Origin of the sequence: Xenorhabdus sp. TH1, from assembly GCF_037260955.1 — a bacterium.
In the GTDB taxonomy this organism is placed as follows: Bacteria; Pseudomonadota; Gammaproteobacteria; order Enterobacterales; family Enterobacteriaceae; genus Xenorhabdus; species Xenorhabdus griffiniae.
The window spans coordinates 992,119-1,011,217 of sequence record NZ_CP147734.1 but is presented as its reverse complement, the minus strand read 5'-3'; the positions used below and the strand labels follow the sequence as shown (position 1 = coordinate 1,011,217).

The window sequence follows — 19,099 nt, the reverse complement described above, 5'->3', positions numbered from 1 at the left end:
TGTAGGAGAGATTATGTCATTCCAAGATTTCTATCAGCATTCAATTGATGATCCTGATACTTTTTGGGCAGAACAGGCCAAACGCATACACTGGCAACAGCCTTTTGAACAGCCCCTGGATCATAGCCATCCCCCTTTTGCCCGTTGGTTTTGTGGGGGAAAAACCAATCTCTGCTACAATGCGCTAGACCGCTGGCTGGAAAGCCAACCCGATGCCAGGGCACTGATTGCCATTTCAACGGAAACTAAAACCAATAGCGAGCGAGTTTTCACCTATAAAGAACTGCATCGGGAAGTGAATCGTGCCGCTGCTATCATGTTGTCGCTCGGCGTGAAAAAAGGTGATCGTGTCGTTGTTTACATGCCAATGGTGGCTGAAGCCCTGTTTATTTTACTGGCCTGTGCCCGTATTGGGGCAATCCATTCAGTCGTATTTGGGGGTTTTGCTTCTCACAGTCTCGCTACCCGATTAGATAACGCTGAACCCGTTTTAGTTGTCTCAGCGGATGCGGGTTCACGTGGGGGAAAAATCATTCCTTATAAGCCTCTGCTTGATGAGGCCATTGAATTAGCCAGGCACACGCCACGCCATGTTTTGATGGTAGATCGCGGACTGTCCAATATTCATTGGGTGAACGGCAGGGATGTCGATTTTGCCACATTACGGCAGAAGCATCTTGATGCAGAAGTGCCTGTCACATGGCTCGAATCCAGTGAAACGTCTTGTGTGCTCTATACATCAGGCACAACCGGAACCCCGAAAGGGGTTCAACGCGATGTCGGCGGTTATGCCGTGGCGCTGGCGACATCAATGGACGTTATTTTTGGTGGTCAGGCAGGCGGCGTTTTTTTCTGCACATCGGATATTGGCTGGGTTGTTGGGCACTCTTATATTGTCTATGCTCCCTTAATCGCCGGCATGGCAACGATCATGTATGAAGGTCTCCCGATACGACCGGATGCGGGCATTTGGTGGCAAATTGTCGAAAAATATCGTGTCACCAGAATGTTTTCTGCTCCTACGGCAATCCGCGTTTTGAAAAAATACCCGACGGATTGTATCGCCAAATATGATATCTCATCGCTTGAAACACTCTATTTAGCAGGAGAGCCGCTTGATGAACATACCGCCCGTTGGATTGCCGAAACCATTAATGTGCCTGTCATTGATAACTACTGGCAAACTGAAACGGGCTGGCCCATTATGGCGATTGCCCGCAGTCTGGATAACAGGCCAAGCCGTTTTGGTAGCACCGGTTTTCCCATGTACGGTTTTAACGTCAAGCTACTCAACGAACTGACTGGTCAGGAATGTGGTGATAATGAAAAAGGAATGCTGGTTATCAAAGGCCCTTTGCCGCCAGGTTGCATCCAGACTGTCTATGGTGATGATCGCCGTTTCATTAATACTTACTGGCGTCACTTTGATCAGCAAGTCTATTCGACATTTGATTGGGGAATACGTGACAGCGAAGGTTATTATTTTATTCTGGGGCGTTCGGATGATGTGATTAACGTTTCCGGCCACCGTTTGGGAACGCGGGAGATTGAAGAGTGCATCGCCAGTCACGAAGATGTCGCAGAAGTTGCCGTCATTGGTATCAAGGATGAAGTGAAAGGACAAACCGCCGTGGCGTTTGCTGTCCTCAAAGAAGGACGAGAAATCCAGAGTGCTGACCATTTTGCCACCTTGGAGAAGGCATTAATGGCGTTGGTGGATAAGAAAATCGGCAGCGTTGGACGTCCGGCACGCGTCTATTTTGTGACGCAATTACCGAAAACCCGTTCAGGAAAAATGTTGCGCCGCACCATGCAGGCTATTTGTGAAGGACGTGAACCAAGCGATATTGCCCTGATTGAGAATCCCGCTTCATTGGAAGCCATTCGGGATGCGATTTCCCATTAAGCAAGTATCAGCCATACCAAGTATTCGTACTCAGGAACATATACTCATCTCTTTTTTGTTTAATCTTCATTTAATGCCGCTGAGTTATTATGACTTCGTACTACATTTCTCTCAGCTACTTTTACCTATTTCTCGCTCCGTTCCTACACGGAGCTTTTTTTATCTAGTTGACATCCTCCCCGCCCTAAAGGACGGGGATTCCTACAGCGTTCAGACCGAAGCCTGACTCACCTCGGTGGGTTCCTGCTTCAACGGGCGGTCTGACTGCACCATCCCTCCACAGGCAAGCACGGCATGTCCTGCCGCTAAAATATTACGTGCGGCGTTTACATCCGCGTTCGCGGTGTAGCCGCATACCTGACACACGAATTGACTTTGCGTCTGACGGTTTTCTTTCGCCGTATGACCACAGCAGGCACACCGCTGGCTGGTGTATGCCGGAGGTATCGCCAGTACCTGACCACCGCGCCAGAGCTGCTTGTACTCAAGCTGACGGCGCATTTCATGCCAGCCTTGATCCCGTATCGAGCGGTTCAATCCTGATTTGCCTCTGACGTTTCTTCCGTGCTTCTCTGCCGTGCCTTTTGCCGATTTCGACATGTTACTGACCTTCAAGTCTTCAATGACGATCATCGCGTGGTTTTTGCTGATTTCACTGGTGACTTTGTGAAGGTAGTCGCGCCGGATATTGGCAATGTGTGAGTGCAAACCCTGGATTTTCCGTTTTTGTTTCTGCCAGTTTGCGCTGAATTTTACTTTGCGACTCAACTGCCGCTGGAGTGTTGCCAGCTTACGTTGGTTTGCTTTGAAGCTGCTTACTGGCTGATATACCGTGCCATCTGAAAGCGTGGCAAGTTTTGTTACTCCGGCATCCAGTCCGACCATTGATTCTGCATTGTGAGCAGGGTCAGTCACTTCGTATTCAGTCTGGATACTGACGTACCATTTGCCGCATGACTGGCTGACCGTGACGTTTTTCACTTCGCCAATGACTTCACGGCTGTTGCGATAGCGTATCCACCCTAACTTTGGCAACGAGATTCGACTGTTGGGCTGATCGAGCTTCACGCCCTGCGGGTAGCGGAATGAGTCATGTTGACCACGTTTTTTGAAGCGGGGGAATGCAGCCCGCTTCTGGAAGAAATTTTTGTAGCCGCGCTCCAGATCTTTCAGTGACTGCTGCAACGGTTGCGAGGGAGATTCTTTCAGCCATTGTGTTTCAGGTACGGATTTCCACTCAATCAGCCATGAAGCCATTTTGGTGTAGGGGAGATATTTATTCCCTGCTGCAGGGTTCTCATTCTGGAGTGCCAGTGCACGGTTAAAAACGAAGCGACAAGCCCCTGCGAAGCGTCGCATATCGCGCTCCTGCTGACCATTTGGTCTTAACTGGAATTTGAAGGCTTGAAGTCGTTTCATGACTATCATTATACTTTGGTCTATGACAAAAGAAACTGATAGTCGACGCGGAAGACACGGTGTTTTCCTGATGCACGTCCACTTGGTATTCGTCGCCAAGTATCGACGAAAGATATTCGATCTTGATGCCATCGAAAAGCTACGCAGCTACTTTAGCAGCGTATGTGCTGATTTTGGTGTTGAACTGGTTGAAATGGACGGCGAATACGACCACGTGCATTTGCTGATCAACTACCCGCCAAAGCTCGCAGTATCGAATCTGGTCAACAGTCTTAAAGGCGTTTCCAGCAGGCTGCTTCGGCGTGACCGTCCAGATATTGCTCTACGCTATTACTACAAAGGCGTTTTGTGGACACCGAGCTATTTTGCAAGTAGTTGCGGAGGTGCGCCGATCTCGATCATCCGGCAATACATCGAGCAGCAGAAAACACCAGGTTAGTCGGAAAACCGCGCCTGATAAATAGATTCACTTTTTCGTTCGTTAATTTTTAAAGTGAAATATTAAATCAGGGTACACAAAGCACCCCGAATCATAATTTCTATCTTATAAGACGTGAATTAATGCGCTATCTTAGGTTCTTTTAGCGCAGACTCTGCCCATTCCATCATTGCTGGATGTTTTAACATATGATTAACCCACTTCTGGCTGATTGCAGAAAGTTTCAATCCATAAGTTTGGGCACGGAAAGCAACTGGAGCATAGAAAGCATCGACAGCAGTGAATTTATCTCCCGCCAGCCATTCACCCCCAAATTGAGTTAACCCTTCTGTCCAAAGTGCATCTATTCGTTCAATATCGCACTGTAATTCGGGTGTTATTTCATTAAGCTCATTACGAATAGAACAATTCATCGTGCAAAGCTGACGTAATGTTGCAAAGCCAGAATGCATTTCTGCCGCAGCACTTCTCGCCCATGCCCTGGCTATTTTATCTGATGGCCAAACTTGTATATGTTCTTCAGCAATATATTCGATAATTGCCAGAGAATCCCAAACCGTAATTTCTCCATCAATCAGACAAGGAACCAAACCAGTAGGTGAAAATGCCTGAAATTTCTCACGACTGCTTTTACCATCTTCAAAATAACTTAGCCTCTCCTTAAAAGGAATATCCAACGCCCTGAGCAAAATCCACGGACGCAGTGACCAAGAAGAATAATTTTTATTGGCTATCCACAATGTATACATCGTATTTTTCTCTACTATAATAAAATTACGTGATTATAAATAAACATTATATTTCCCCATAAAAACAGTAATTCCATTATAAAATATCACGCTATTAGAATAGCACTCAATAAAAAAAACAAATAATCCACAAAATAAAAAAATGAATTCACTATGTACTTTAAAAACCCTCATCTATACGCATTAAACTTCAAGTTGCAATTTACAACACTCCATGAAACCTGATTTCTCCCCGCGAGGCGGGGAGAAATCACATGCATATTGAAGTTAAATTGGTATATATTGTAGAAACATCTCTATATTAAAAATAAGGTATAATATGCCACTCAAAAATACTGCCATTAGCTTTGGTCATATTTCTATTTTTATTCATTGGCTAGTGGCATTTTCCGTTTATGGAATGTTTGCACTTGGATTATGGATGGTCACATTAAGTTATTACGATAACTGGTATCATCGTGCTCCTGAACTACATAAAAGTATAGGTAGTTTATTATTTATTGTCATGATTATTCGGGTAATGTGGCGATTTATTTCGCCACCACCAAAACCTTTGGCAAGCTACAGTCTTTTTATACGCATCAGTTCACAACTAATGCAACTCACTCTCTATATCGCCTTATTTGGTATTCTATTTAGTGGATATCTCATTTCCACAGCCGATGGGCAATCTATCAGAATTTTTGATTGGTTTGAAATTCCCGCCACTTTAACAGAACAAGGAATACAGGCTGATACGGCGGGGGTTATTCATCTTTATCTTGCCTGGATTGTTGTTGTGCTTTCCCTATTACACGGGCTTACTGCACTGAAACACCACTTTATTGATCGTGATATTACCCTAAAAAGAATATTTGGTTACAAACCAAATTAAAATGACTTTTGGAGAATTATGATGCTGAAAAAAACGTTAGTAGCCCTAACCGTAGGGGGATGGCTCATGAGTACAGGAAATACTCTCGCTGCTAATTATAAATTCGATAAAATAGGCCAACATGCCTTTATTGAATTTCGTATTCAACATTTGGGATTTAGCTGGCTTTATGGTGGTTTTAGGGATTTCGATGGTAACTTTACTTTTGATCCAGAAAATCCGGCAAATGATAAAGTGAATGTCGTTATCAAAACCGATAGTGTAGACACCAAACATGCCGAACGAGATAAGCACTTACGTGGTCCTGATTTTTTGAACAGTAATAAATATCCTGAAGCTAATTTCACATCAACGAATGTTAAGAAAGAAGGTGAACATTATCTTATTACCGGAGATCTCACATTAAATGGTGTGACCAAGCCTGTCATACTGGACGCAAAATTGATCAATGCAGGAAACGATCCGTGGGGTGGATACCGTGCTGGTTTTGAGGCGACAGGCAAACTCAAATTAAAAGACTTTAATATCAAAGAAGATCTGGGACCAAAATCTCAGGAAGTCGAACTAATCATTTCCGTTGAAGGCGTGCGAGAAAAAACCTAATCATAAAAGAACGCGGTAAGAAAAACGTACCGCGTTCCATTTATCCTGTTTTAGACAAATTCCATATCTATTGGGCAATCAGTTCATTAACGTGACGCGTTATTAGAGCCAAAGCATTGTGGGCATCATAATCTGCCTTAATGATCTGTGACTGCTGGCGCCATATCGGGGAAGATAATATCCTTGTCACTGCCTGATATAACTGCTGCTCAGTTGGTGTATCAGTGTGCAAGCTGATACCACAACGTGACCAGATAACACGAGCGACAGCTTCTAATTTTCCATCTCCTGTTCCCGCGACCACTAAAGGTACTCCATGACGAATGGCTGAATTCAGAGAACCATAACCACCATTAGTAATAAAAATGGATGCTCTGGGGAGCCAGTGTTCAAAATTGAGATACTCGACCACCCTGGCATTTTCTGGAAGATCTTCTCCCAAGGCATCAATAGAACGACCGCCTGTAATCGCCAATACCCGAACCGGTAACGTTGCCAATCCCCGTAATGTAGGTAATATCAATTGGTTAAAATCAATATTAGCCAGTGTACCTTGAGTCACCAGGATCAACGGCAGGCTTTCATCCGGCCAACTGATTTGCGTTTTATCATCTTCCACTTTTACCGGCAGCGCTCCGATAAACTCCACTGTCTCAGGTAAATCATCACGCGAAAATTCAAATGATTGCGTTGCCAGTTGCAAGAAACGATCAACTCCGCTCATCAAAACATCATTATGATCCCCTGTTAGTGGAAGACAATCTACAGCAGCAAGTGATTGATTAAATGTTTCCCTAACCTGCTCAATTAATTGGTGCGTTTCCTCATCCACCAATTGCTCGCGAGTCAAATCAGCAGGCAATAATTCAGGGGGTATCCTAGCCCCCCAGAATATGGAATCCTTTGATGACCATGGCAACGGAGTAACGCCAATCGCAATAACGGGAATGCGTTTTTCAGTTGGTTTCTGTAATAACGGCAACGCGGCATAAAAGGTATTATCAATAATCAACAGGTCAGCTTTCCCCTCGTCGATGATTTGCAGCAATTGCTTCGACAATACAGGAATGGGTTCGGCAAAAAATCTCCCTAACGATAGCGCCATCTGAATATTTCCCGGTGGATGTTTTGCCCGTTCAGGAAAATAATTTTCCAAATAGCGATAATCAACATCCACTTGTTTATCAAAGGGAACAAAAGTGGCTCCCAATGCTTCCGCTTGCTGTTGAAACAAAGAACCACTAAATATTGTGACATCATGTCCCTGTCCTATTAAATGTTCCGCAATAGTGAATATTGGAAAAACATGGCCAGGAGTTGCAATAGCTGCTAAGGCAATACGCGACATTAATAAACCTCCTTCAAAACAATTTCTACTTAATCAGCACTGGAAACAGAACCGGAAACAGAAATAGTACGGAAGCTGTGATTGTTACACACAGGCGTGCTGTGGATATGTACCCGTTGAATATGGCGAGGAGAACGGGAAATAAAAGCTTCACGTCCATGTAATAAAGTGAAGTTATCGCAAATCGCAATATCACCAGACTGCCATTGGTGGGCGTAGAAATAACGCGGATCATACAATCTATTATACAATGCTTCCTCAAAGGATTGTTGCTCTTCGTATGACATTCCATCTATCGCCAAAGAGTGATGATCAGCGTACTTGACATCGTCTTTTCCCATCGGCTCATTATAACGCATCACCCATTTTTTACCGTCGGGATGAAGACAAACCAACGGTGAACTCACTTCACCACCATAATGTGTCACTCGACTTGTGCGGTAAGTAATAGTGGTATTTTTCCATGCATTACGCTCATCATCACTAGCATCGATAATTAATTGTTCAGTATTGACAAACGTAGTACGCCCTCCTTGAGCTGCTTTTGGAGCAGATACACAATGAAATATCTGAAATTCAGGGATCGTCTCCCTATACATTCCATCCCAATGCAACGGTACACTACTGCTGTCCAGAACATGGTCAGAGGGTTTCGGAGACTCCATAACATCCAATACAACACCGAATGGCCACATCATGATTTCACCCCAGCGGCTAGAATATTCTGCCAATTTCTCTTTATTCGTAAAACCAGATTGAAAGCCACGCAACACAACTAGCAGATGAGTACGAGCCAGTTTACGCAGAGCATCAATTGACAGTGTAGTAATATCCTGATCAGGGTAACTGGGAGTAATACACACGCCAAAAGGTGTCATTACCTCAATGTGACAATCAAGTTCATAGGTATTCATGATTTTTTTCTCCAAAATGCAGTTATTATTCAGTTATTCTGCTTATGCTGTCGCCGTCTGGGATTTTGTTTGCTGAATTTCTTCGGAGAACGTTTCAATCAAGTAATGGCTTGGAACTCCTCTAATTTCGATCAGTTTTCCATTCATCTTTTTCACTTCATCACTTTTCATCAGTACAAACTGGCCATTAATGTTGGCTGCCACACCGTGCCACGGTGTCAACCAATCATCCCGAGTCGGCATCATATGAATACCAATTTTGATACTATCCACAGGCTGCGGGTGAATAGAAAGTCGGATCGCTAATGGGAATTGTTCTGCTAGCAAATTCCCCCATGCCCAACTACGTTGGATAACCCCTACCGAGCGCTGACGGGCATCTTTTTGCAAAGCATTTTTCGAACCTGCATATTCTGGTAATAAACTATCTTCATAAAGAAAACGAGTAATTGCCCGATATAATTGAACACCCTCTTCGGTTTTTTTGAGTTCATCTTTGATTTCTTCAATTGAAGAAGCATAACGACTGACCAATAATTCACGTAGTTGATCGTAATCATTGGTATATTGTGTTAGTGATTCAACGTTACCAAGATTAAAAACTGAAAGATGAGTCGCGCCTAATTCATGTAGCAGCTTTTCAATTTCTAATTGATAATGAGTAATTGTGTCATCATCGACATGAATAAGATCACTAAACACATGCCCATCAGAACAAATAACAATATTTGCCCCAGGTGGATAATAAAGTTGAATACGCTGACAAAGGGAATTTAGAAAAATCAGTGATAACTTTTCTGCCATATCCGGCATTTTACCCAATACTTTTCTAGGATTTGGGGATTTCGTTGGAAATGCAGGTAAAATACACTCAATAGGTTTTCCTTGCTCCACAAATGCACGGATACGTGGTAGTTGAACCTCAGAAACCTTTTTTTCTTCATATTGAAGTGTATGTTCAGACTCAGGGAAACGACGTCGATACTGCAATAATTCATGTAGAATTTTGTTAGACACTTCTTCTATGTCAAGACGTTCCATAATTCATTCCTAATTTATTACATTTACATCACAGCCAATTAATACAGTTAGCAATATGTAGATATTGCTGAGTATAAAAACATTAACTCACATGCTTTTTAATATATAAAAATTCGAAACAAAACTTACAACGTGCAAGTTACAATATACAACCAAATCCAACTATAAATATACTGGGTTTTTTATCTTATCTTATTTTATTACGCATTCTATAAAATGCTAAAAAATCATACATATAAATATATATCATTATAGTTTCACAAATAAACTAAATTTTTTTAAAAAAATAATTCAATTTTTTTGATGATGTTACAAAACTGAAATAAAGTTCAAAGTTTTTAGAAAATATTATTTTTTAAAGCTATATTATTTATATATCCAATATTATTTATTACAGGAGAGAAAAATAATGCATTGCGAATTTATAAATAGCTCAAAAAAAGAAACAACAGCAATCTCATATACTCAAAATCAACTCATCAAATCACGATCTATTATTATTGCTGGAGAAATCAATCAGGCGCTTGCCGAAAATATAATGACACAACTGATAATTTTGCAGGAAATCAGTGATGATCCAATAAAAATATTTATCAATAGCCAAGGTGGACACGTTGAAGCGGGTGATACCCTGCATGACATGATCAAATTTATCAAACCCAAGGTCATGATGATTGGTACTGGTTGGGTTGCAAGTGCCGGCATTACCATTTTCCTTGCTGCCAATAAAGAAAATCGCTACTCCCTACCAAATACCCGTTTTATGATCCACCAACCATTAGGCGGTGTGCAAGGGCGCGCCTCAGACATCGAAATCGAAGCCAAAGAAATAATAAAAATTCGTAACCGGATAAACCGGCTGATCAGTAAAGCAACCAATCAATCCCTTGATAAGGTCGCAAAAGATACCGATCAGAATTACTGGATGGAGCCAGAAGAAGCCCGTGATTACGGTATTGTCGGGCAGATCATTCATCATTGGGATGAATTATAATAACGGCTCTTTGGGTTTACTTTTATCAGGTTGCAATATTTCTGGTATCAATTAATTCAAGAAGGTATTGCAGCCATTGCCGGCTCAATCAAACTCATAAGTTCTTCTTTTGACACACCATCACGTGATTGCAATGAAATGGCCTGTATAATCCCAAAAAAATATGATGCCAATTTTCCAGCATTGGTATCATTGGGTAACTCACCATCCTTTACCCCTTTTTCTATCCGACTATGAATCAACGCTAGTGTGTTTTTACGCACAGTTTTAAGATAAGCATGAACATCCTCATTTTCTTGAGAATTGTTAATAACTCCTAAAATAAGCAAACATCCACCAGCTCGGTTCGAAGTCGCCACATCGATAGAGCGTTCTAACATTACTCGCACACCTTCCCTTACATCAACAGCCTCATTAAGACTGTCCATCACTTTAGCCCCGACTGTTTTAATGTAGAGTTCAACCGCTGCATAAAAGGCTTTTTTCTTACTGCCAAACGCCGAATAGAAACTCGGTGGATTGATATTCATCGCAACTGTGAGATCAACAAGTTGTGTACCTTCATAACCTTTATTCCAAAACAGCTCCATTGCTTGTTGAAGCGCAGTATCACGATTAAAACTTAAAGGGCGTCCTCGTTGTGCCATCATATGTACCATTGTTATTTTTGTAGTGACTATAACATAAATATCTTGATCCATTTTCGCAAGTCAGATAATTTTGTAATCCTTACTACATAAATGATCAGCAAAAGACGCTAATTATGGAAAACTTAAGCCCTAGTAATATTCATCATCGACATACTACGACAAAGCATAAATCGATTCCTCTGGCCATTTATATCCTAACCCTCGGTATCTTCGCTATAGTGACTAGTGAATTTCAAGTGACGGGAATGATACCAATTATGGCTTACGATTTAGACGTATCCATTTCTCAAATTGGTTATCTTGTTTCCTTATATGCTCTAGCCATGACGTTTGGTGGCCCACTTCTTACTATGGGATTATTAAAAACATCCCCCAAAACGGCATTAATTAGCCTATACGTGACTTTCATTACCGGTGAAATCCTTGGTGCACTTGCAAATTCCTATCCCATGCTAATGGTCGCAAGGATTATCACTGGTGCCGCTTCAGGAGCCTTCTTTGGTGTTGCACTGGCAATCTGTGTGGAAATCGTAAGGGAACAGCAACGAGCATGGGCAATTTCCATTGTACTTTCCGGCATTATGTTGGGAACGATCTTAGGGCTACCCATGGCTAACTTAATAGGCACATATGCTGGTTGGAGAGAAAGTTTTTGGACAACCAGTGTATTAGCCACAATAGTAAGTGTTATCAGTATATTTTACCTTCCCTCTATCCCCAAAATCCCTGCTACTAGTTTACGTACGGAACTAGGAGAACTAAAGAATCTAAAATTATGGTGTGTTTTTTCCACCAGTCTGCTGATTATCGGGGCAACTTTTGCGGCGTTTACTTACTTTACACCAATATTAAAAGAGGTAACGGGTTATAGTGATGATATGATCGCCAGTTTGCTGATTCTCTATGGTGCCGCCACAATAGTGGGCAATATCGTGGTAGGTAAACTCACAGATCGCCATACAATCACAGTCTTAACCATCGGCTTAATTTCTCTTACCCTATTTCTCCTGCTCTTTGGCTTGTTTGCTGATAACAAATCACTTGCAGCCTTATCCCTAATTGGTATCGGATTAGTTGGAGTAACGATGAACCCGGCTATGGTCACTCGAGTTATGCGAACAGCTAATGGTCGCCCACTGGTTAATACAATTCACACCTCCGTGATAACACTTGGTGTGGTCATCGGCTCTTTTCTTGGTGGATTGTGTATTGATTTAGGCTGGGGATTACGAGCTCCATTATGGGTTGGTGGATTGATGGCTTTCATTGGCTTAATGACTTTATTACCTGATATTTTCACCTTATATAAAGAAAATAATACGGATCATAGATAATGACATTTATTTTCAGTGTGAATTTTTATTTCTAATGAATATATATAAACAGTGCAGGCGGTATTATCCAAACACTAATAATAACTGCCCGCTTTTTTAGCATTTATTAAGGTATTTCAGGTATTTTCAGAAATGTAAATAAATCCACCATAAAAAAGCCATGCTATAACATGGCCTATCAAAATAAGGGAAATATTAATTAACGAATGAATCATTTTTCTGTAAGAGTGTTCGATATATCAATCCACCGATAGCCCCACCAATTAATGGAATCAACCAAAATACCCAAAGCTGTTCCAAGGCCCAGGTTCCCTGAAAAATAGCAACCGCTGTACTTCTTGCTGGGTTAACCGATGTATTGGTTACTGGAATACTGATTAAGTGAATAAGTGTCAATGCTAAACCGATAGCCAACGGTGCAAAACCTGCTGGTGCATTTTTATCTGTTGCTCCAAGAATGACAATCAAGAAAAATCCGGTTAATACTAATTCAATAATAATTGCAGCTCTTAATGAAAAACCACCAGGAGAATGTTCACCATAGCCATTAGATGCAAAACCACTTGCCGTTGCATCAAAACCACTTTTACCACTGGCGATAAGGTACAGTACCGCGGCTGCCGCAATTCCTCCAATCACTTGGGCAATAATATAAGGAATAACCTCTTTGGCAGAAATACGCCCGCCCGCAAACAACCCCAATGTTACTGCCGGATTAAAATGCCCTCCTGAAATATGCCCTACCGCATAGGCCATCGTTACCACAGTTAAACCAAAAGCCAAGGATACGCCCACAAAACCAATTCCTAGCTGTGGGAATGCCGCAGCTAAAACAGCACTACCACACCCACCAAACACCAACCAAAAAGTACCTAAAAACTCTGCCGATAACTTTTTAAACATTCGACGATTCCTCAATAATATTTGCATGAATGCAAAAAAATCCAAAAACTAGTTTAGTTAGTGTTTTTAATTATGGGCAAGAAATCACAGATAGGAAAATAAAGAAAAACCGATATAAATTGGTTTATTACAGATTGCTTGATTGTTAACTTAATAATAAGCAACGAAGAAATTCATTTTTAAACAACCCGAGTTTAATATAACAACTCAGGTTGTTTATTTAGTTAATCAATAAGTTATTTAATGACTGCTTGCTTTACTTCATCCGAGGCTTGCCAAATACGATATTTAACTGTCAACGATTTTGGCGTATATACCACGATAGGTAATTTGCTGTTATAACGGATGAAAGCATCCTTACCTAACTGCACCTGAACAAAACGCACTGTTTGTTCTTCATTTGGACAAGCCATTTTTGTTGAAGCGGGACCAGTTACATTATTTAGCACGTAATAATCATATCCCCACCCTTCCAGAGTTTTAGTCTCCAACTTACCGCCAAACCAGTGATGATTACAATCCACTTTCATATCCTTGCCAATCACCAACTCAACCATATAGCCGTTTTCATGTTCTTTCTGAGGTAATTCAATGACGCTACGAGCCATTTTCTCAGAAGGTGCTGGATAAGGGGCGATATCTTCAAGTTTTTTATCGGCAAAAACCGAAGTTGATACCATCAATGCAGCGAAAGGAAATAGATATTTTTTCATATATCACCTCTAAATATGTTTAAAAAGGAGACTAAATAATAACAACAAAAAGACAGGGGTAAATTATGTTTTTTGGCAAGGTACTGATTCTTAAAGGTATTGGATAAGGAAAATCTATTCACTCATCATTAATGTCAAGTTTTATTTATCATCAACAAACTAACAGGTTCTACCAGATCTTTTTTATGTGATATTTCTCAAATCTGATATTAAAATGGCCTGCTACACTCATTGAGTGTGATAGTGAATTTCGTATAGGAGGTCTTATGTTTCCAGAATATCGTGATTTAGTATCCAATCTGAAAGAATCTCATCCCCGCTTCCAATCCCTGTTTGAAAAACATAACCGACTTGACCACGAGATAACCCAACTTGAAGGCCCAAATGGTGCAGGTTATAACGATAAAGTTGTGCGCCTGAAAAAAGAAAAACTACACATAAAAGATGAAATGCAAAGGATTTTGCAGGAACAATATCAGAACCAGAAGTAAATCAGCCAAATGGTTTTGACGCCTGCTTTGTAGACGAGCGGGCGTCACAAAAAGTTCTCTAATAGAGAACCCATTCAATCTAACATCCCAAAAAAAGCCACCATAGCGGTGGCAAAAACTGGAGCAATAATTTTTTCGTTATTTATTGTACGGCAGCCGCTTTCTGGCGAGGTGGTCTCTTGGTTTTTGCCCTTGGATGTGGCGTCACATTTTGGATTTCACCTGGCTTAGAAATGAAACGAACAAAGGTTTCATGGCTGACGAACGTTGCTCCACAATTGATATTCTGACACTGGTTATAGCGCTCCTTTGTTTGGCTTGAATGCTCAAAGCTGCTACGAGTATGCGCTGATTGACCACACAGAGGACACTTGATCATATTGTTTACCTTTCTGAAATCGTTATCTTGAAATAACTGTCTTGAAAAAACACCATCTCGTCTGGTGAATAATATACCAAAGATCTCATAACGAGATCAAGAACTCATTTCAATTTCGTCTATTTTTATTTCGAGATCTAATGATGTCGTAAAACCACTGTCATTGAGTGTGTGAGTGACTTTGACCAAGGTCCAGTCAGTTCCATCAATTTCTGGCTTAAAACCCTCTAACTGGATGGGAGTTTCAGGATAAATATCAGCACGCCCCAATGCTAATGTAATAGAGAACTGTGCAGCTCCTCGTTGCATTTTTTTCCAAACAGCGATAGCGGCACGCTCTGCACTTTCTTTGTTAGAATAAATGTGCGAAAGCGTCAGAATATTTTCCTCAGTTCCTACCAAATAGCTTGCAGATTCTTGCTGTACCGTAGTTGTTTGATGGTTTTCTACTGTTGATTCACGTTGTTCTTTATAAGATGAACTTGCTTCAATATCGAAATTTGCTTCTATCTCAATACTGCCGTTATCTTTGCTTTTCTTGTTATTCCCCTTTTGAATATAAGTTGGCTTTCCACGACCTTTAGCTTTTGGTTTTTTTTTCGCCAAATTAACTTTACTTGGTACAGGTGATTTAGATTTAAGATTTTTGCCCTGTTTAGTGGATTGTGGTTGCTTTTGCCTGGAAATTTCCCCCTCTTTTTTAGTAGCATTTTTATCTTTTTGAGCCGGCTCTTTGCCTGATGATTGACTACTACTGCTTGCATATTCAAAGATAATTTCAGCTTTTCCTTCTTTTGTTTCCTTTCGCCTCAGTTTAACCGTCTGTTTAGACGCTGTACGTGTATCCAACCATTGGGCAACTACACCAGTATAGGCCTCACGATCGGACAGAGAAAACCTGTGGCTATCCCCTGAGTTACGCGTAATCAGCACAGGTGGAATACGCTGACCACTCACCGTTTTATTCTGCCCCTGCTGAACAAACAATAATTCGCCATTTTTGACTGAAGCGATCGCGCCTTCCTGTTTTGCCAATCGAGTCAAAAAGCTGACGTCAGATTCATTTGTTTGATCGACATGCATAGAGATGTTTTCTAACTCTGAGCTTATCTTAAACGCCAATTTATTTCTGGCCGCAATGGTGCTGACAATATTGCCTAAAGTGCATTTATGGTAAGATGCTTCCCGTTTCACATTCAGATCACCACGAAAATCTGCACTACGGGCACGAATGGTTAATCGATCTGGCGCACCAACATGTTCAATTTCATCAATCACAAATTTTCCTTTCGGCGTTAAGGAATGACCATGCCACCCCAGCTCTAATGTAAGAATATCGCCACGACGAGGCAGCATCAGCATGCCATCCGCATCATCCAACTCAATATCGAGCTGGTCTGATTCCAAACCACGATTATCCGTCAATGTTAATGACATCAGGCGTGATTGGATCTTCCCACTGATATCCTTGTTGTTGATTTCCAGACGAAAAGCAGGCTCACTGATTTTTCCAATGACCAAATCAAACTGGGGGGTCCAATTCGTGTCGGGTATCCACTTTTCAAAATCGATCATGAGAACACTCCATTGACTTTATCAATAACACCATCTTTAAATGCAGAAAGTTTCTTTGACAGATTGGGTAAATCTTTTTTGATATCAGAAAGTTGCTCCTGCAAATCGCCCAACATTTCGAGCAAGTTATTATCGACACGTCGCAAAGTCAGCGCGAAACTGATTTTCCTGGCTGCACCGCCTGACATAAATTCTGTTTTTGTTTCATCAATACTTTCGATAACGAACATACCGTAAATGGCACCACTGCCATCAATAAAAGACCACGCCTTGCCACTATCAGCCATCAATTTCAATGCAGTTAATGAAAGTGAGCCACCTGTCAGTTCAGGATAAAGCTCCCCTGATAACGTAATAGTATCATTGTCTGAACCGACGAACTGCCAGGCAGGCCGCGCTCCCACGCGGCTGTTGAAGGTATGTCGCCAACTCTGTTTATATTGAAAAGTCTGATAAGGCGTTGTTTTCAGCATAAAAACAAACAAACCAAGTGCAGCCATCATGAGAAATCTTCTCCTCTGTCTGAAAGTGAGCTACGCATACGCGCTTGGTGCATACGTTCCCTTTGTTCCAATTCCTGCCTGACCACACGGGCAATATCCTGCGCGGATTGTCCCTGAGTGCTATAAACATAGATGTTATATTGCGGTGCTACGCCACTGTATTGCTGTGGCTGACTTCGCTCCCGTTTCGCCTGCACTTCCTCATAAGCATGAGCAGGTAAACTCTGGGCGTGTAATGGTGCATCCTGTGCCGCAACCGGCAGTGACATTAAACTAACACCAAGACCCAAAGCAGCGAGTTTCGCAGTATTTTTCCGGCTGGTAACGTTAACTGGGCCATTGATAATTTCAGGGCCATATTCCCCTACAAGACCTAGTTTCCCGGCTGGAATAAATCCTCCTTTATCATGTTGAGTAATCTGTTTTGCCTGCTGAGATGCGTCACTCTTGGTGATTTCCTGTGATGTTTTTACGGTAATTTCCTCTTTATCATCACCAGACCACCACGATTTAAACCAATCAGTAATAGAAGCGAATTTACTTTTCAGGTTTTCCCATTTTTCTTGAATACCAATTAGTAAACTATCGATCATTGCTGAGCCAGCCGCTTTTAATTTTTCAGGAATAGATTGAGCATCAGCAACAATTTCACTCCATCTATCTGAAATTGATTTTTTAACGCTCTCCCAAATTTCTAAAGTATTCTGTTTAACGGAGCCCCAAACTTCACCTATTTTAGCTTTAACTGATCCCCAAGTTTCTGAGGCACTTTGTTTAATCGTGTCCCAATTTTGGTAAATAAGTCCGATTAATCCACCATCCATGAAATAACTTTTAATACCTTCCCAAGCAGCACTAACTCGGTCTTTAATTCCCTGCCATGCATTGCTACAAACATTTTTGATGTTTTCCCACAAAGCAGTGAATTTGGGGCCTAATGTTTCCCAACTCTGCCAAATATAAATAGCAGCCATTGCGATAACACCAATAATGGCAAGAATAGGGTTTGCCATCATAGCTCGGCCAATAAACAGCATTGCTTTACCTAATACACTAAAAGCACGACTTAAAAAGGACAAGCCTTTTACACCAACACTTGCCAGAATATTTATACCATTACCTAAAAAGCTAAATACTTGCTGTCCAATATTTCCTAATCTTCCTATACCTTTTCTTAACCTTATAAAAATACCAATTTTATTACTGCTACTGAATAGTGTATTTAATGAATTTCTGAGAAAACCAAAAACTTTCCCTCCAACACTACCCAATATATTGAAGCTGCTTCCCAAGTAACTAAATACTCTTACACCTAATTGACCAAATATACTTAAACCAATTCTTAAAGAGCCAAAAATTCGTATCCCCAACTGAGCAAAAATATTCAAACTAATTTTCAATGAACCAAATATTCGGACACCTAATTGCCCAAAGATATTCAATCCAATACGCAATAAACGAAAAACTCTAATGCCTATCTTTCCAAAAAGATTTAGCCGAATTTTTAATGCTCCAAAAATCTGAATAGATAAAATCCCAAAGATACGGAGACTAACTTTCAGAGAACCAAAAATTCTTATACCAACACTGCCAAAAATTTTTATAGAATTAATCAGAACTTGAAACGATGCTTTCACTAAACTAGTGGGAAATTTCAAAACTGCTTTAATTTTTTTCAACGTGCCAAATAAAATTATTATCTTTGGATTAATATTAATAATCAACTTATCTAGCAATGTAAAATTGTTAGTTATATTTCCAGATACACCAAGGTTAAATTTATTTTTCTTACTGGATGAATTTTCTTGTCTAATATTCTGCGTAGTTTGGATAATATTGGCTGATTGGCTAGCAGTGTTAACTTGTACTACTTTAGTGGAGTTTTTCTGCACAGCCAAAGACTGTTTAATGGTTTGATTATAAGCCTTAATATCAGCGCGCATACGCGCAGTTTCCTGCGCATAACCTACAATAGGTTTTAATCCTTCAACAGTCTTATCAAGTTTTTTAAACTGGTTATAAATTTCATCAACTGAACCTACCAGTTTTTTCTGATGCTGTTGAAAAGATTTAAAGGAACTGGTCAGCTTTCCAACGGTACTCAGTACCTTGTTTAGCTGTGACTGTATATTACTCATTTTCTGCACCACTTCTTAAAATGGCCCGATGTCGCCAGCTCAATAATTCCGACAGTGACATTGTATCTGTGTCTGCCGGAGTCCAGTGAAAAACGGTGGCGATATCTGCCACCAATTCATCAACGG

Annotated in this window: 20 protein-coding genes; 7 read left to right on the top strand and 13 right to left on the bottom strand. The window is 40.9% G+C overall.

Features of this window, described 5'->3' with window-relative positions; translation table 11 throughout:
* Window positions 1-13 precede the first annotated feature (13 nt).
* Window positions 14-1,906 carry a propionate--CoA ligase gene (locus WDV74_RS04460; protein ID WP_338884873.1) on the top strand — a complete coding sequence of 631 codons (1,893 nt, stop codon included), beginning with the start codon at window positions 14-16 and terminating at the stop codon, window positions 1,904-1,906.
* Between the two features lie 210 nt (window positions 1,907-2,116).
* Here the strand turns inward: WDV74_RS04460 and WDV74_RS04455 are convergent, their stop codons facing one another.
* Complete coding sequence (locus WDV74_RS04455) at window positions 2,117-3,325, bottom strand: transposase (RefSeq protein WP_338884872.1); 1,209 nt, start codon at window positions 3,323-3,325, stop codon at window positions 2,117-2,119.
* Between the two features lie 22 nt (window positions 3,326-3,347).
* Here WDV74_RS04455 and tnpA point away from each other — a divergent pair, with 22 nt between their 5' ends.
* Window positions 3,348-3,764 (top strand): IS200/IS605 family transposase, encoded by a 417-nt coding sequence (gene tnpA / locus WDV74_RS04450; protein ID WP_338805343.1) that lies wholly within the window; start codon window positions 3,348-3,350, stop codon window positions 3,762-3,764.
* 119 nt (window positions 3,765-3,883) lie between these two features.
* On the opposite strand, the gene WDV74_RS04445 is transcribed toward tnpA, so the two are convergent.
* On the bottom strand, window positions 3,884-4,513 hold the full coding sequence (locus WDV74_RS04445; RefSeq protein WP_338884870.1) for a glutathione S-transferase family protein: 630 nt from the start codon (window positions 4,511-4,513) through the stop codon (window positions 3,884-3,886).
* A gap of 319 nt (window positions 4,514-4,832) precedes the next feature.
* Between WDV74_RS04445 and WDV74_RS04440 the strand changes: the two genes are divergently transcribed.
* A complete protein-coding gene (locus WDV74_RS04440) occupies window positions 4,833-5,387 on the top strand; it encodes a cytochrome b (protein WP_338884868.1) in 555 nt (184 codons plus the stop codon).
* Between the two features lie 21 nt (window positions 5,388-5,408).
* Entirely contained in the window at window positions 5,409-5,990 is a 582-nt protein-coding gene (locus WDV74_RS04435; RefSeq protein ID WP_338885532.1) for a YceI family protein, read from the top strand.
* Between the two features lie 67 nt (window positions 5,991-6,057).
* On the opposite strand, the gene WDV74_RS04430 is transcribed toward WDV74_RS04435, so the two are convergent.
* Genes WDV74_RS04430 through pvcA form a run of 3 tightly spaced genes read right to left on the bottom strand, consistent with a single transcriptional unit; the run spans window position 6,058 to window position 9,293 of the window.
* Window positions 6,058-7,338 carry a rhabduscin glycosyltransferase gene (locus tag WDV74_RS04430; protein ID WP_338884866.1) on the bottom strand — a complete coding sequence of 427 codons (1,281 nt, stop codon included), beginning with the start codon at window positions 7,336-7,338 and terminating at the stop codon, window positions 6,058-6,060.
* A gap of 29 nt (window positions 7,339-7,367) precedes the next feature.
* Window positions 7,368-8,252 (bottom strand): tyrosine isonitrile desaturase/decarboxylase, encoded by an 885-nt coding sequence (gene pvcB / locus WDV74_RS04425; protein ID WP_338884864.1) that lies wholly within the window; start codon window positions 8,250-8,252, stop codon window positions 7,368-7,370.
* Window positions 8,253-8,294: 42 nt separating this feature from the next.
* Complete coding sequence (gene pvcA / locus WDV74_RS04420) at window positions 8,295-9,293, bottom strand: L-tyrosine isonitrile synthase (protein ID WP_338884863.1); 999 nt, start codon at window positions 9,291-9,293, stop codon at window positions 8,295-8,297.
* A gap of 409 nt (window positions 9,294-9,702) precedes the next feature.
* On the opposite strand from pvcA, the gene WDV74_RS04415 reads away from it, so the two are divergent.
* Window positions 9,703-10,287: an ATP-dependent Clp protease proteolytic subunit gene (locus tag WDV74_RS04415; protein ID WP_338884862.1), complete on the top strand. Its 585-nt coding sequence runs from the start codon at window positions 9,703-9,705 to the stop codon at window positions 10,285-10,287.
* A gap of 56 nt (window positions 10,288-10,343) precedes the next feature.
* Here the strand turns inward: WDV74_RS04415 and WDV74_RS04410 are convergent, their stop codons facing one another.
* A complete protein-coding gene (locus WDV74_RS04410) occupies window positions 10,344-10,988 on the bottom strand; it encodes a TetR/AcrR family transcriptional regulator (protein WP_338884861.1) in 645 nt (214 codons plus the stop codon).
* Between the two features lie 62 nt (window positions 10,989-11,050).
* On the opposite strand from WDV74_RS04410, the gene WDV74_RS04405 reads away from it, so the two are divergent.
* Window positions 11,051-12,271 (top strand): MFS transporter, encoded by a 1,221-nt coding sequence (locus tag WDV74_RS04405; protein WP_338884860.1) that lies wholly within the window; start codon window positions 11,051-11,053, stop codon window positions 12,269-12,271.
* Window positions 12,272-12,466: 195 nt separating this feature from the next.
* Here the strand turns inward: WDV74_RS04405 and aqpZ are convergent, their stop codons facing one another.
* Window positions 12,467-13,174 (bottom strand): aquaporin Z, encoded by a 708-nt coding sequence (aqpZ, locus tag WDV74_RS04400; RefSeq protein WP_338884859.1) that lies wholly within the window; start codon window positions 13,172-13,174, stop codon window positions 12,467-12,469.
* 236 nt (window positions 13,175-13,410) lie between these two features.
* A complete protein-coding gene (gene eco / locus WDV74_RS04395; protein ID WP_338884858.1) occupies window positions 13,411-13,887 on the bottom strand; it encodes a serine protease inhibitor ecotin in 477 nt (158 codons plus the stop codon).
* A gap of 266 nt (window positions 13,888-14,153) precedes the next feature.
* Between eco and WDV74_RS04390 the strand changes: the two genes are divergently transcribed.
* On the top strand, window positions 14,154-14,378 hold the full coding sequence (locus WDV74_RS04390) for a YdcH family protein (protein WP_273571746.1): 225 nt from the start codon (window positions 14,154-14,156) through the stop codon (window positions 14,376-14,378).
* Between the two features lie 142 nt (window positions 14,379-14,520).
* Here the strand turns inward: WDV74_RS04390 and WDV74_RS04385 are convergent, their stop codons facing one another.
* The 5 genes from WDV74_RS04385 to WDV74_RS04365 all read right to left on the bottom strand — a co-directional run bounded on the left by WDV74_RS04385 (window position 14,521) and on the right by WDV74_RS04365 (window position 19,088).
* Window positions 14,521-14,757, bottom strand: a complete 237-nt coding sequence (locus WDV74_RS04385; RefSeq protein ID WP_338884856.1) for an ogr/Delta-like zinc finger family protein — start codon at window positions 14,755-14,757, stop codon at window positions 14,521-14,523.
* Between the two features lie 96 nt (window positions 14,758-14,853).
* Complete coding sequence (locus WDV74_RS04380; RefSeq protein WP_338884854.1) at window positions 14,854-16,332, bottom strand: phage late control D family protein; 1,479 nt, start codon at window positions 16,330-16,332, stop codon at window positions 14,854-14,856.
* Window positions 16,329-16,835: a phage tail protein gene (locus WDV74_RS04375; RefSeq protein ID WP_338884853.1), complete on the bottom strand. Its 507-nt coding sequence runs from the start codon at window positions 16,833-16,835 to the stop codon at window positions 16,329-16,331. The genes WDV74_RS04380 and WDV74_RS04375 overlap by 4 nt, the downstream gene beginning before the upstream one ends.
* Window positions 16,832-18,973: a hypothetical protein gene (locus WDV74_RS04370; protein ID WP_338884852.1), complete on the bottom strand. Its 2,142-nt coding sequence runs from the start codon at window positions 18,971-18,973 to the stop codon at window positions 16,832-16,834. The genes WDV74_RS04375 and WDV74_RS04370 overlap by 4 nt, the downstream gene beginning before the upstream one ends.
* Complete coding sequence (locus WDV74_RS04365; RefSeq protein ID WP_338884851.1) at window positions 18,966-19,088, bottom strand: GpE family phage tail protein; 123 nt, start codon at window positions 19,086-19,088, stop codon at window positions 18,966-18,968. The genes WDV74_RS04370 and WDV74_RS04365 overlap by 8 nt, the downstream gene beginning before the upstream one ends.
* Window positions 19,089-19,099 lie beyond the last annotated feature (11 nt).

Excerpts from the sequence above, each read along its gene's own strand:
- WDV74_RS04460 (WP_338884873.1), top strand. The coding sequence starts at position 14 with ATGTCATTCCAAGATTTCTATCAGCATTCAATTGATGATCCTGATACT.
- WDV74_RS04455 (WP_338884872.1), bottom strand. The coding sequence starts at position 3,325 with ATGAAACGACTTCAAGCCTTCAAATTCCAGTTAAGACCAAATGGTCAG.
- tnpA (WP_338805343.1), top strand. The coding sequence starts at position 3,348 with ATGACAAAAGAAACTGATAGTCGACGCGGAAGACACGGTGTTTTCCTG.
- WDV74_RS04445 (WP_338884870.1), bottom strand. The coding sequence starts at position 4,513 with ATGTATACATTGTGGATAGCCAATAAAAATTATTCTTCTTGGTCACTG.
- WDV74_RS04440 (WP_338884868.1), top strand. The coding sequence starts at position 4,833 with ATGCCACTCAAAAATACTGCCATTAGCTTTGGTCATATTTCTATTTTT.
- WDV74_RS04435 (WP_338885532.1), top strand. The coding sequence starts at position 5,409 with ATGCTGAAAAAAACGTTAGTAGCCCTAACCGTAGGGGGATGGCTCATG.
- WDV74_RS04430 (WP_338884866.1), bottom strand. The coding sequence starts at position 7,338 with ATGTCGCGTATTGCCTTAGCAGCTATTGCAACTCCTGGCCATGTTTTT.
- pvcB (WP_338884864.1), bottom strand. The coding sequence starts at position 8,252 with ATGAATACCTATGAACTTGATTGTCACATTGAGGTAATGACACCTTTT.
- pvcA (WP_338884863.1), bottom strand. The coding sequence starts at position 9,293 with ATGGAACGTCTTGACATAGAAGAAGTGTCTAACAAAATTCTACATGAA.
- WDV74_RS04415 (WP_338884862.1), top strand. The coding sequence starts at position 9,703 with ATGCATTGCGAATTTATAAATAGCTCAAAAAAAGAAACAACAGCAATC.
- WDV74_RS04410 (WP_338884861.1), bottom strand. The coding sequence starts at position 10,988 with ATGGATCAAGATATTTATGTTATAGTCACTACAAAAATAACAATGGTA.
- WDV74_RS04405 (WP_338884860.1), top strand. The coding sequence starts at position 11,051 with ATGGAAAACTTAAGCCCTAGTAATATTCATCATCGACATACTACGACA.
- aqpZ (WP_338884859.1), bottom strand. The coding sequence starts at position 13,174 with ATGTTTAAAAAGTTATCGGCAGAGTTTTTAGGTACTTTTTGGTTGGTG.
- eco (WP_338884858.1), bottom strand. The coding sequence starts at position 13,887 with ATGAAAAAATATCTATTTCCTTTCGCTGCATTGATGGTATCAACTTCG.
- WDV74_RS04390 (WP_273571746.1), top strand. The coding sequence starts at position 14,154 with ATGTTTCCAGAATATCGTGATTTAGTATCCAATCTGAAAGAATCTCAT.
- WDV74_RS04385 (WP_338884856.1), bottom strand. The coding sequence starts at position 14,757 with ATGATCAAGTGTCCTCTGTGTGGTCAATCAGCGCATACTCGTAGCAGC.
- WDV74_RS04380 (WP_338884854.1), bottom strand. The coding sequence starts at position 16,332 with ATGATCGATTTTGAAAAGTGGATACCCGACACGAATTGGACCCCCCAG.
- WDV74_RS04375 (WP_338884853.1), bottom strand. The coding sequence starts at position 16,835 with ATGATGGCTGCACTTGGTTTGTTTGTTTTTATGCTGAAAACAACGCCT.
- WDV74_RS04370 (WP_338884852.1), bottom strand. The coding sequence starts at position 18,973 with ATGAGTAATATACAGTCACAGCTAAACAAGGTACTGAGTACCGTTGGA.